This is a genomic window from Bradyrhizobium sp. USDA 4516 (assembly GCF_054055915.1).
Genome location: NZ_JBSRXT010000001.1, coordinates 4,889,650 through 4,901,670 on the forward strand (window position 1 = coordinate 4,889,650; position 12,021 = coordinate 4,901,670).

Genomic DNA, 12,021 nt, shown 5'->3' on the forward strand with positions numbered 1-12,021 from the left:
AACAGGATCGGTGTGGCGATACGGAACGGCGCCACACCCTGTCGATCGGCTGGCAGAGGAGGAATCAGCGCGTTGCCTGGGATGGGCTCGGCCGAACGGCTTCGATAGCAATCGCCACTGACTGGACGATAGCGGCAGAACGCACGGCAGTGAGGATCACTTCGGAGCTGACGCCCGCAGCTCGCAGTGTCTTCTCGTGGGCATCGATACAAGCACCGCATCCGTTTATGGCGGAGACAGCAAGTGACCATAGCTCGAAATCAGACTTGTCAACACCCGGACTGCCAATCACGTTCATGCGCAGCCGTGGCGGCATCGTCTTGTATTCCGAATTTGAGGCGAGGTGAACGAAGCGGTAGTACACATTGTTCATCGCCATCACAGCGGCCGCAGATTTCGCTGCCGCGATCGCCACGGGCGTCATCACGGCGACCGCGGCGGATTCCATTGCGGCAATGACATCTACATTGCGGGTGGCAATCGCGCTCGCCAGCAACAGCCCGTATTGCCGCTGCGGCGAGAGTGTCTCATCGGCCATCAAGGACGTCAGATTGAGCCTGACGTCCTTGGCGAAATCGGGGATCTTTTCGTTCAACTGTTCGATCGACAACATGCTGCCTCAAGCGACCTTCAGGACTTCGCCGCCGATTTCGCGGTTGCAGGGACAGAGCTCGTCAGTTTGGAGGGCGTCCAGCACGCGCAGTGTGTCCTTGGGGCTGCGCCCGACGTTGAGATTGGTCGCATAGACGTGCTGGATCGTGTTGGCGGGGTCAACAATATAGGTGTAGCGATACGCGACCCCTTCGGGGGAACGCACACCAAGGCCATCGACCAGGGTCCCCTTTGTGTCGGCAAACTGCCAGATTGGTAAATTTTGCAAGTCGACATGTGAGCGTCGCCACGCAAGCTTGCAGAACTCGTTGTCAGTCGAGCCCCCCAGTACCACTGCATCGCGGTCGACGAATTCCTTGGAAAGCCGGGCAAACTCGGCGATTTCGGTCGGGCAGACGAAGGTGAAGTCCTTGGGATAGAAGAAGATGATCTTCCATTTTTCCGGGAAGCTGGCTTCGGTCAACGTCTCGAATGCACTCTGCCCATCTTCTTCCTGCGCCTGAAAGCCAGGCTTCACGCCTGTAATCTCGAACGGCGGCAATTGACTTCCAATTCCAAGCATACGGTCCTCACACGTTTGTTTTCCGGACATGGTGACCATGCTGCTGAAGCAAACGACATGCCATCAGTTCTCAAGAGCCGATTGTCCTGGTTGCGCCGCGCAGCGGCTTGGCTGAGTTCGCCTCGCGCATTGAGGCCGCTCGAAACGGCAGGCGATCACCAAGCTGCGAGGATGTGCCGCATCTGAAACAGGAATGAACCCAAACCAGGCTCGCTGTGGTGACAATGAAGGCTGGAAATCTACGTAGCGTCAGGTTGTAGAGTGTCAACGCACATGCGGCTATCACATCATGGACCGAATCGACGGCAATGCTGCGCAAAATCGTCATTGAACGCAGATTATGCGGCGTTCAGTAAAGCCACAAAGCGGACGGCCCCACTCGATCCCTTTAGAGAATATCTAGGTCTCGAGCCCCAACAAGGATTTCGTCCTTACGACGACGACGCCAGCCTCATCGCTGGCCTTGCCAACGAAGAGCTGAGCAAGCTCGATTCGAGTTCCCAGAATAGGAGAAGAACCATTCAAAGTACTGCTTCGGCGCAACGCAAGTTCGGTGATTGGCTCCGCACAGAGGGCAAGGCGAGCATCGCAAGCCGAATCAACGGCAATAATGAGCAGCAACGCTCGCTGGATGCAGACTACCGGGCTTGCGCCGAAGCCAACAGGAAATCTGGCGTGACGCTCAAGAAGCTCAGGCAGTATGTGCAAGTCGTCGAGGCAAACAGGGCGCTGGGGTGTACGCTTTCCTCAGCAAAGAGCAGGCTCGGACTCAACCTCCACCTCGACCTGGATACGAAATTTGCCGACGCCGCCGTCCGTAAGTGAGTGGCCGCCGGTGTTAGGCCCGTTTGGCCCGGCCGGCTTGCAGGAGCAGGCCGGGTCGAGCTCGACTTGGTCCCGGCAACTGCCGTCCTATTTGGACTTTCCAACGCCGATGGGCGAGCCAGCTCGGTTCTCAGACATCTATCGGGGTCTTGGTTCTTTGGTTGACCTGCCGTCCACACCGCCGGACATGCGTGACGATGCCCAGTCAGGGTCGGTGCAGAGACCTCCGTTCTTCATCGGGCCATCGGGTATGCCTCAAGAGTTCGAGGACATCGGAAATCGCGTCGGCGAGGATTGGCAGCATGGCTCACAGCCGGTGCCGGATGTCCTGCTCGATGTACTGGACAAAAAAAGCCTGTTGCCGAGTTCGCGAATGGCTCCCCAGCCGGTCTCCATCAACGGGGAGACCTACTCCATCACGTTGGGTCCGCGAGGACGCCGCGACGCTCAGCTGGTCTATCATGCTGGCCCATCCTCGGTTCCTAAGACCCGGGTCGCTGGTTCGGCTGCGGGTGCCTCTGCCAGCGACCGCAGCGGACGGGTTCTCGGAGCGAGGGAATGGCTGGGCGACGAGCATATCCAGCGGGACTACGAACTCCTGGCGCAGGAGTTGTGGGCGAGCAATCCAAACCTCGCCGCCAGGACTTGGTTCGTCGATCCTCTCATGGCCTTTCGGGTGGGCCAGGGGACCGATGCCGACGCGCTAGCCGCATTCCATCGCATTGTCGACGATCGGGATGGCAACGATACAGCCGACTTCCTGTTCTTGCCGGTCAATGATGCCAGCGCCACGGACCTCGATCGCCGCGGCTCCCATTGGTCGTTGCTGCTGGTGGACCGCCGCGATCGCGACGGGCCGGTCCACTACGACTCAGCTCAGGGATACAACGCCAGGCATGCAGCAATGCTCGCAGCGCGGGTGGGAGCCGATCTGCAAGGCGCCTCAATACGCCAGCAGAGGAACGGCTATGACTGCGGTGTCTTTGTGGTCGACGGTACGCGGGCGCTGGTCAGGCGGCTCGCGGGAAGACGGCAGTCAGACCTCAGTCTCACCAATCTCGTCATTGATCGGCAGGCACTGCAAAACCGGCTGAGGGGCTGATATCGGCCTCGACTGAATAGCGCCAAGTTGATTGAACCGCGACTTCTCGCCGGCTGAACGTCCACAATCGGAACCTTCGCAAAGCATCATGGTGTCTCATAACGAGGAGCGGAGCCCGGAGCTAAGGCTGTTTTCAGAGACGGCGACGGAGTCCGACGGGCGATTTCGGAGCGACGTATCTGGTGGTCGTACAGTCGTCATCAGGCGCTCCGGTATCATAGTACCTAAATAGTCGCAGCTGGGAATGAAAGCCCAGCTGCGCGCTAGGCGCGCGGAGATATCGCGCCACCATCGCTGAACGATTTGGCGATCGCAAAATAGCAACGTGCCAACATCACGCGTGAAAGTTCGCCAAGCGGCAAGACATCTAACTAGAACGGCTGTCAGAAGTGGTACGTCACGGGCGATTGGGTCGACGAATTCGGCGCGCAGGCGGCCGCCAGTTGCTTGCTGCCGGCAAAATGTGCCCATCGCGAGGAGATCGACCAGCTCGCGAAGCGCTCGGAAAGCGATAGCTGCGGCTTTCGCGAGTCCATTTGTATCCAGCTTATAGACAATGTTGCGCTGCCGACTTGCTCGGAAATCGAGGTTTCTCGCCCTGACATAATGTCCTCTGCGACCAGGCCGGGTACCGTGTGCGCCCGTCAAGTATCGCCGGATGATGCCGCAGACGCGTACGGCTCGCCGCGCGAGATCCTGGGCTAAATCGCCCCGTAGCATATCTACATCGTCTGGCCGGTCGAAGACAGCCGCAATATGCTTCGGATCTATCTCATCAAGATTGTCGCTCACTGTCGTACTCCGATTTCTGTTCATTTCTCGTATCGACGCTTATCTGTCGAACGCCTCCTGTTGATGTGGAAGGCCCTGCGAGCAACCGCTCGGGGACTGCGACCGGCACGGCGCGCGCGACCTCGGCGAATACGTCAATGCCATCGCTGAGCCGTAGCGCATCAAAGGAGCGACGCGGGATGCGGGCCAGAAGCGGTACGCCCGAACGGCCAGTTTCGAGAGCCAGGACCAAGGTGATCTCAGCATCGTCGAACGGCAGAGAGGCTTTGATGCGTGCCGGAAAGACATTGAGAATTGAGCTGGCGCGCGGCGGCTCGCACGCGATGCTGACATCGCCGGCTGCGACGCGCAGCCGCAGCTGCGCGCCCGGCCTAAGCGGCGCTCCAGGGATCAACAGGCGCGCACCTTTGAGGCGGAGGATGATCAGCCCATAGCGCCCGTCATAGCCGCCGACCACGGTATCAAGGCAGACTGCCGCATCGCCGCGCGCGGCAAGAGCCGGGGCGGTCTGAACGACATTGAGTGGCCCGGCCGCAGTCACAACGCCGTCTTTCATCATGACGAGATGATCGGCAAAACGCTCTATGTCAGTCATGTCATGGCTGACATAGATCATGGGTAATGGGAGCTCTTCCCGCATGCGCTCGAGAAACGGCAAGATCTCGCACTTAGCGGAGCGGTCGAGCAAAATGAGCGGGTCGTCAAGCAAAAGTAACCGAGGTTGTGCCAGCAGCGCGCTGCCCAGGGCAAGGCGCTGTCGCTCGGCGTCAGAAAGATGCGATGGCGAACGCTCGAGGAGCGGGGTAAGGGCGAGCAATTCGACCACGCCATCAAAGTCGATCAGTGTCGGTTTCGATTTTGACGCGTTGAACAGAAGGGTGCGCTTGACGGACAAATGCGAAAAAAGAATTGGTCGTTGGAATACATAAGCGACGGGACGCAGATGAGGCGGCCGAAACGTCGTCTGATCTTGCCAAATCTCACCATCGATTGCGCAAAATCCACCCGGCAGACGCTGCACGCCGGCGATGCAGCGTGCGAGCGCGGTCTTGCCGCAGCCAGGCGGCCCGAAAATAGCCGTGATGCCTTTGGCTGGCGCGCTGAATTGGGCCACCAGCGGGATGTTTGCGAGAGAGCCGTTGAAGGCGAATTCGATATAGCCAGGTTTTGCTTCTCTCACGTGCCCGCGCCTGTGAAGTATCTTTCTACCAAGATCACGAGCAGAATCGCCGCGATCACCATGCCTCCGAGAATCCAGTCTGTTCCGCTCCAACGCGGTGTCTGCGCCCCAAGAGGCCATAACGCATGGTTGCGGCAATACAGATCGATGGTGTTAGGACAAGCGGCTTGTTGAGCATCTCCGAGCCATCGATCATCGTGGCAATCGGAAGCTGCCCTGCGCGCTTGCCGATCACACAGGGAGAGCCCAATTCCAGCATCGTGGAATGCTCAGCCGGCTTGACCGGACCGAGGGTGTTCGTTGCAAGCTGAAATGGCGCCGCTTGTGTCGTTGGGCCGGAAGGCTGTCGGCTCGCGCCAGAGCTCAAGATTGGATCTGGGGCCGAAATCCGCTCCGATGACGCCACAGTTTTGGTAGCAGATGTGAAGGCTGCGCCGGCGGCCCTAATCGTGGCTTCTGCGTTCCCCGGTGCGAGCAGCATCAAAGTCAGATCGATCAAGATCAATCGGATAAGCCTCATTTTGGACTCCGGGTCCGCTGCGACCGCTTTCTTCGCGGCAGCTCGTTGATCCTTGCCCAGCAATCCGCGTGCCGTTCCCAGGAATATGGTGCGCGGCCGGCGTGAAGGGGCTTCGCATCGCTCTCCGCCCGGCGTCTTAGATGGTCGTATCTTATGGTAGGGTTTTGGACGCTCGCGTCATCAACCGCACATGCAGGGCGATGAGATGAAGCTGGGCGCGGTACCATCGTCACTTGCGCTGAAGATGGTGCGTTGGCGAACGTGCGACCGTCAAACTCGCCAATAATGCACAAGGCGATGCGATCCAGTTTGTCAGACCTCACCGATCTGCCGGAGGAGAGAAGGTGAGCTCATTGGCAACCTGAGGGACTTGACTGGCTATCTAGAAGCTTTCGTGATCGCCTGGACGGACATCTCACGGATGCGAGTTATCGCTAGGTCATGAGCATTCAGATCCAGCCCAGTTCGTAGCCGCGCGCGATCGTCCCAGCAACCGGAGGGCGAGGCGTCACGCGCGAACTCATGATCGATCTCCTGGTCACATCAGCACACAGGTGGTTTCGGCCGCAACCGATCAACGGTGCCAGTGCGTGCAACATTCTCTCATCAGGAGCAGCACACCGCAACACCACCGCTCCATTGCGCGTCAGTCCCCGCATCAAGGTGTCGAGAGTACGACGTTGCGTTCTCGGAGCAGACGGATTCGACCGGCAGGGGCGTCTGCAACGATACCGACAGAGGCTCGATCATTGGCAGCCCATCGATTGCGCCTCACGGCAAGTCAAAGAGCTGTCGACCAAATGATGTACGTCTAACCAGCGGCACTTATCGTCCGGTTGCAATTGCCGTCGAGGCCGAGGCGCGCGATCTGATGACGAAGATGATCGCATATCTGACCAGCTGCAACAACCACGGCAGCCGTGGCGAAACGAAGAGGAGATCGCTGCGTCCTTGCATGTGATGGCGGTAGGAGCCAATCGGTTGACTTTCGATGGCATCTTCATGCTGCCTTGGCAGTTGTTGGAGCCGGAGTTCAAGTCTTTCAGCATGCTGCGGCCTGAAATCAACCACCAGACCACGTGCGATATGTGCTTTGTGTTCGACCTCCGACCAGCTGTGCGTTGAACAGTCACAGATCTTGGCGCGAAAACGACGTTGAGATCGAAAAGAGCCGGCACGCGCGCCGCATCAGCTGGCATGGCCCCTGCATATCACCGGCGACCGAGCAGCGATCGGACATTGGTCAGGTTGCCGCGGTTGGCACGAGCTTGTCATTTTCGTGGGATGAAATGCGACCTGGAGTTCTTGTAGTGCTTGCGATGCTGGTCCAGCCGGAATCTGCTGCCACGCATGCCCTGGCCGACGAAATCGCCCGTCCGCCGCTGGTTCAGTCCGATTATGAGCGAGCGCTGACGATCGGCGACCGCTACGGCCAACTCACCGTCAATGTACCCGAAGTGCCGTTCTGGCTGCCAGAGGGCGAGTCGTTCGTCTACCGACGTACAACCCAGGGCAAACGCCAGTTCATGCTGGTGAATGCTGCCACAGGTGTAAAGCGACCAGCTTTTGATCAGATTCGCCTCGCGGCGGCGCTGAACAGGAAGAGCCATAAGAACTACAAAGCCGACGATCTGCCCTTCGCCCGTTTCGAGCTGGCCGATAGCGGTCAAAGGCTCAGTTTCGAAATCGAGAATACCCGCTGGAGCTGCGAACTTGCAAGTTATGTCTGCACAAGCATGCAGGTCCATCAGGGCTGAGTGCTGACGACACGCTACCTGCTGTGAATCATTCGTCGAAGACAAGTACATCTCTCGACGGGAGATGGGACGCCTATATTAGAAACTACAATATCTTTCTGCGCAGCAAGGACGGCTTGCAGGACATCCCATTGACCTGGGACGGATCAGAAGGAAACTACTATGCTTTGTCGACGTTGAGATGGTCTCCGGACTCAATTCGCCTGGCTGCTTATCGGATCCGTCCAGGCGACCAAAGGAAGATTCACTACGTCGAATCTTCTCCAACTGACCAGATTCAACCCAGGCCTTTGTCGATGACATACGCAAAGCCGGGTGATGCCCTGGCGTTGTCCCAGCCGGTGCTCATTGATGTCGTCAGCCGGCGCGTGATTGCAATCGACAGCACCGCTTTCCCAAATCCGTATGAACTGTCGCCGATCAAGTGGTGGAAGGACGGACGTGGCTTTACCTTCGAATACAATCAACGTGGGCATCAGCTCTATCGACTTGTCGAGGTGGACGCCGCCACCGGGCAGGTGCGCTCCTTGATTGACGAGGTCAGCGAGACCTTTATCGAGTACGGGCGTCTGCAGCCGCGTACTGGAAAGACCTTCCGGTACGACGTTGAGGATGGGAAGGAGATCATCTGGGCGTCCGAGCGCGACGGGCATGAGCACCTGTATTTGTTCAGTGGCCGGACCGGTGAGCTAAAAAATCAGATCACCAGAGGAGATTGGGTGGTCCGCGCGGTCTATTATGTCGATCCGATCAGACGCCAGATCTGGTTTGGCGCCAGCGGGATGAACTCTGGGGAGGATCCCTATTTCATCCACGCCTATCGCATCGACTTCGATGGGAGGGGACTGACTGCGCTGACGCCTGAGCAGGCCAATCATCACATTGAGTTCTCACCGAGCGGCCGCTACTATGCCGACCTGTGGTCACGCCTTGACTTGCCGCCGCGCATGGTGTTGTACCGGACCAGCGATAATGCCGAACTTACGAATGTCGAGAGGGCCGACATAAGAGACCTGATCGGCGTCGGTTGGCAGCCGCCACTGAGCTTCACTGCCAAGGGGCGCGACGGCAAGACCGATATATGGGGCGTCATTCACCTGCCGGTCAACTTCGATCCAAACAGGAGATATCCGGTCGTCGAGGATGTCTATGCCGGCCCACACGGATCTTCCGTTCCGAAATCTTTCTCGACGCGGGTCGAACCGCTCACCCAGCTGGGATTTATCGTTGTTCAGATCGATGGCATGGGTACGAATAACCGCTCGCGCGCGTTTCATGACGTTGCTTGGAAGAATCTGAAGGACGGCGGTTTTCCCGACCGAATCCTGTGGCACAAGGCGGCCAGCGCAAGATATTCTTGGTATGATATCTCCAATGTCGGCATCTTTGGCACGTCCGCCGGCGGGCAGAATGCAGTGAGCGCGCTGCTGTTTTATCCTGAATTCTACAAAGTAGCTGTGGCCAACAGCGGTTGCTACGACAACCGCATGGCAAAATCTGGTGGAACGAACAGTACATGGGTTGGCCGGTCGGCGTCGAATATTCGCAGTCTTCGGCGATCGACAACGCACATCGGTTGCAGGGTAAGCTGATGCTTGTCGTCGGCGAAATGGACCGGAATGTCGATCCGTCCTCCACGTTGCAGCTTGTAGATCGGCTGATCAAGGCGGGAAAATTCTTCGATATGCTTTATGTGCCGGGCGGCAATCACGGAACACCGGGCAATTATGCCGAGCTCAAGCTGCTGGACTTCTTTGTTTGCAGCATACTCGGTCAGAGAACGCCGAACTGGAATGCCCCAATGAGCGAGTTGCCGAAGGCCAAATGACGTGGTGATGGCGTAAGGACCCCTGATCATTTTGGTCGCTGTCGCCATGACACTTCGCACGACAGCTCTCCCGAAACTTGGGCTCTGTAGCATTTCAGGCAAAGGGCATTCACAACTGAATGGCTTCTTAAGAAGCTCATCGCGGCTGAGGCGGCAATGTCAGCTTGCAACCTCCGGGAGCTTGTGCGCATTCGAATGCGCCTGCGTCCGCCCGTCAGCGTTGCGCGTCCCGCATACGAGATCGAAGTTGCCGTGCCGTCGTAACATTGCGCAAGGGAGGCAAAACTGCTCTCGCAAGTTCGAGCTGCTCAACTGGAGTGAGATCGTACAGAGTGACGGTTTCCAAAAACGTTCGGCTGCCCCATCACTTTTTCTCCTGTCAGAGAGAGCGGTTGCCTTTCGCATAATCGGACGGTATTGCAAATTGCTGCGACGTCGCGCTTGCTCCTCGCGCTAGGGTAGGGGCGTCTTGATCGTTGAAGTCAGGGTGGAAATATTGCCGGCGTGCGATGATATGCGGTGCTCGCGAGCTACGGAAGGCGCGGATCCCTCGTAGCAGCGTCACTTGGCGCGTCTCAGTGCGGCTTTTGTTGCAGTGCCAGCTGTTCTTTCCGGGGCTGAGCCACCTAGGATCGAGATGAAGTCGACCCGCGCCCAAAGAGTGCTAGCGTCAGCTGCGAAAGGGTAGCGACCTAGAGGTTTGGCTGATAGCTTTAGCTCGACCACCCGATCCTGACTTCGTCGCGGCCTGAGTCACTGCGCTGTATGCTCGCTAATCACATGGAGTGTCGCGATCGTGACGGCCTATTTGTCTAAAGAGGGCCTTGGCGTGACGTTGGTGCGTGTGGGTAGTATCGGATAATCGATCTTCGGCAACTGCCCGGTAAGCGAATTTAGAAAGGCGACAATTTCGTCGGTTTCTTTGTCACTCAGCTTTATGCCGAGTTGAACCTCGCTCATTACGCCAACCGCTTGTTTGAGACTCCAAACCTGACCGGAATGGAAGTAGGGAGACCGCAATGCGACGTTGCGCAATGGCGCGGAGCGGAAAACATACTCATCGCTAGGATTCTTAGTGATGGCAAAACGTCCCTTATCGTCTCTCGGAAGCAAGTTTGCGTCGGGCCTTTTAATCACGCCGAACGGGAAGTAATCCTGTCCACCGACGTTGATTCCGTTGTGGCAAGAGGAGCATCCCTTTTCGATGAATAGCTTTAGCCCGGCTTTCTGCTGATCATTGAGAGCATATGCATCGCCCTCAAGGTACTGATCGAAGGGGGCGGTGGGTGTGATCAAGGTCGCCTCGAAAGCCTCGATGGCCTTGGCAGAATTTTCAAAGGTAACGGGCGCCGCATCGTTGGGGAATGCCTTACTGAACATAACGACATATTCCGTCATGGAATTCAACGTGCTGAGCACGCGATCGGGCGTCGCATTCATTTCGACGCCGGCCTGGATAGGGCCCGCGGCCTGCGCCTTGAGATCTGCCGCGCGCCCGTCCCAGAACTGCGCCACGTTGAAGACCGCGTTGTAGACAGTTGGCGCGCGACGTGAACCCTGCTGCCAGCGATGACCGATCGAAGTCGGACCGGCATCTACCCCGCCCATCCCAACGTTATGACACGTGTTGCAGCTAATGACCTCGCTCGCCGAAAGCCTCGGATCGAAGAACAGGGATTTGCCAAGGGCGACCTTTTCGTGGGTGATCGGATTGTCCTTCACCGCTGGAACCATTGAGGGGATCGGCATGAAAAGTCGCCTGGCGGCGCTCATTAGATCATCATTGGCACCTGCTGCCGACGAAACCAGAATGGCAATGGCCACGACAAATAGCTTGCCCACCATATAAAGCTCGCCTGCCGCTGGTTTCCTCATATTAAGCCTCTTTCGTCGTAGATCAGGCGATCGCGAACATAGGGCGGTGCGGGCGCTTCAGTCCGTCCGCAGAAAGATCCGCAGCAATCAACGACGAATGATATCTTCCGCGTTGCGGCTAGGCTGCACCCAAACCCAGCTCACGCGCTGAGTAGCAACTGCCGTGCCAGCGGAGCGCAAGGTCGAAGCCGCTGAGCTGGCGTTGAACAATTGCACACTAGCAATAGGCAGGGGGCAGCTTGAGCCTACAGGATCCGCCGTCGGTCAGAGCCGCGACCGTCACAATCCAGAACAAGCCATTCTGACCCACCGGTCCAAAGTCTTGTGCTTCTCGGAAAACTATCGTGCCAAACTCTTGTCTGCAGGCTCTAAGATCGTTGGATCGGACGACGAACAAGCGAGCAGCGTTGGCGATAACTTATCGCCGATTGTCCCGGCGCGCCTTCAACCCAACACTAGGCCGAGCGGTCATCGACCAACACCGGCGACGTTTCTCACACGGGGGCAGCCGGTGAAGCGTGCAGCTGGCGCGAGTTCGTCCACAATGCGGATGTGCCCGTCTCAGAGCGTATTCACACTTGCTGGACGCTAAAAATGCTTGAATCGATCGTAGCGTCAGGTTGTAGGCATTGCGAAGCAGAGCTTCGCATCAGGAAACGCCACATTGGGAACTAGCATCGCGAATGTCACAGAGGCTGGAACGCATTGCGCGCGCTGCAAAGCGCAGCGGGTCTCTGTCGTGTCTCAGTCTTAGCAGTGAACGTGTTGCGCGTGGCGAGACGATGATTCAGGGGACCACAATGATTACGGCGGCCCCGCGACGGCCGCTGCCGAGCTGTTGCCTAGCTCCCGATAAACAGATGACGCTCGTTGGGCAAAGAACCATAGTGAAGGATATGCGGCTTAAGAGGGGTTTGGTGAATCAAAGACGACGAATGGGGTGGACTTACAATGCGCACCGCTCGGCA

At 57.9% G+C, this 12,021-nt stretch carries 8 protein-coding genes and 1 pseudogene; 3 read left to right on the forward strand and 6 right to left on the reverse strand.

What is annotated here, in order from left to right; genetic code table 11:
- Window positions 1–64: 64 nt before the first annotated feature.
- On the reverse strand, window positions 65–613 hold the full coding sequence (locus ACVI1L_RS22690; RefSeq protein ID WP_253640818.1) for a carboxymuconolactone decarboxylase family protein: 549 nt from the start codon (window positions 611–613) through the stop codon (window positions 65–67).
- A gap of 6 nt (window positions 614–619) precedes the next feature.
- Window positions 620–1,174, reverse strand: a complete 555-nt coding sequence (locus ACVI1L_RS22695) for a peroxiredoxin (RefSeq protein WP_229194592.1) — start codon at window positions 1,172–1,174, stop codon at window positions 620–622.
- A gap of 327 nt (window positions 1,175–1,501) precedes the next feature.
- Here ACVI1L_RS22695 and ACVI1L_RS22700 point away from each other — a divergent pair, with 327 nt between their 5' ends.
- Window positions 1,502–1,999 (forward strand): hypothetical protein, encoded by a 498-nt coding sequence (locus ACVI1L_RS22700; protein WP_253640817.1) that lies wholly within the window; start codon window positions 1,502–1,504, stop codon window positions 1,997–1,999.
- Between the two features lie 109 nt (window positions 2,000–2,108).
- Window positions 2,109–3,101: a hypothetical protein gene (locus tag ACVI1L_RS22705; protein ID WP_456783823.1), complete on the forward strand. Its 993-nt coding sequence runs from the start codon at window positions 2,109–2,111 to the stop codon at window positions 3,099–3,101.
- A 96-nt stretch (window positions 3,102–3,197) separates the two neighbouring features.
- On the opposite strand, the gene ACVI1L_RS22710 is transcribed toward ACVI1L_RS22705, so the two are convergent.
- Genes ACVI1L_RS22710 through ACVI1L_RS22720 form a run of 3 tightly spaced genes read right to left on the reverse strand, consistent with a single transcriptional unit; the run spans window position 3,198 to window position 5,656 of the window.
- Complete coding sequence (locus ACVI1L_RS22710; RefSeq protein WP_375162637.1) at window positions 3,198–3,917, reverse strand: DUF2478 domain-containing protein; 720 nt, start codon at window positions 3,915–3,917, stop codon at window positions 3,198–3,200.
- Window positions 3,877–5,073 carry a molybdenum ABC transporter ATP-binding protein gene (modC, locus tag ACVI1L_RS22715; RefSeq protein ID WP_253640816.1) on the reverse strand — a complete coding sequence of 399 codons (1,197 nt, stop codon included), beginning with the start codon at window positions 5,071–5,073 and terminating at the stop codon, window positions 3,877–3,879. The genes ACVI1L_RS22710 and modC overlap by 41 nt, the downstream gene beginning before the upstream one ends.
- 55 nt (window positions 5,074–5,128) lie before the next feature.
- The gene (locus ACVI1L_RS22720; RefSeq protein ID WP_253640815.1) at window positions 5,129–5,656 is read right to left on the reverse strand and encodes a hypothetical protein; all 528 of its coding nucleotides are present in this window, start codon (window positions 5,654–5,656) and stop codon (window positions 5,129–5,131) included.
- Window positions 5,657–6,912: 1,256 nt separating this feature from the next.
- Here ACVI1L_RS22720 and ACVI1L_RS22725 point away from each other — a divergent pair.
- Window positions 6,913–9,178: pseudogene (locus ACVI1L_RS22725) on the forward strand (DPP IV N-terminal domain-containing protein).
- An 804-nt stretch (window positions 9,179–9,982) separates the two neighbouring features.
- Here ACVI1L_RS22725 and ACVI1L_RS22730 read toward each other — a convergent pair.
- On the reverse strand, window positions 9,983–11,053 hold the full coding sequence (locus ACVI1L_RS22730; RefSeq protein WP_305884571.1) for a cytochrome-c peroxidase: 1,071 nt from the start codon (window positions 11,051–11,053) through the stop codon (window positions 9,983–9,985).
- Window positions 11,054–12,021: the final 968 nt, after the last annotated feature.

Bases quoted from the DNA above. Each gene is read 5' to 3' on its own strand.
- ACVI1L_RS22690 (WP_253640818.1), bottom strand. From the start codon at position 613: ATGTTGTCGATCGAACAGTTGAACGAAAAGATCCCCGATTTCGCCAAG.
- ACVI1L_RS22695 (WP_229194592.1), bottom strand. From the start codon at position 1,174: ATGCTTGGAATTGGAAGTCAATTGCCGCCGTTCGAGATTACAGGCGTG.
- ACVI1L_RS22705 (WP_456783823.1), top strand. From the start codon at position 2,109: ATGGGCGAGCCAGCTCGGTTCTCAGACATCTATCGGGGTCTTGGTTCT.
- ACVI1L_RS22710 (WP_375162637.1), bottom strand. From the start codon at position 3,917: ATGAACAGAAATCGGAGTACGACAGTGAGCGACAATCTTGATGAGATA.
- ACVI1L_RS22730 (WP_305884571.1), bottom strand. From the start codon at position 11,053: ATGAGGAAACCAGCGGCAGGCGAGCTTTATATGGTGGGCAAGCTATTT.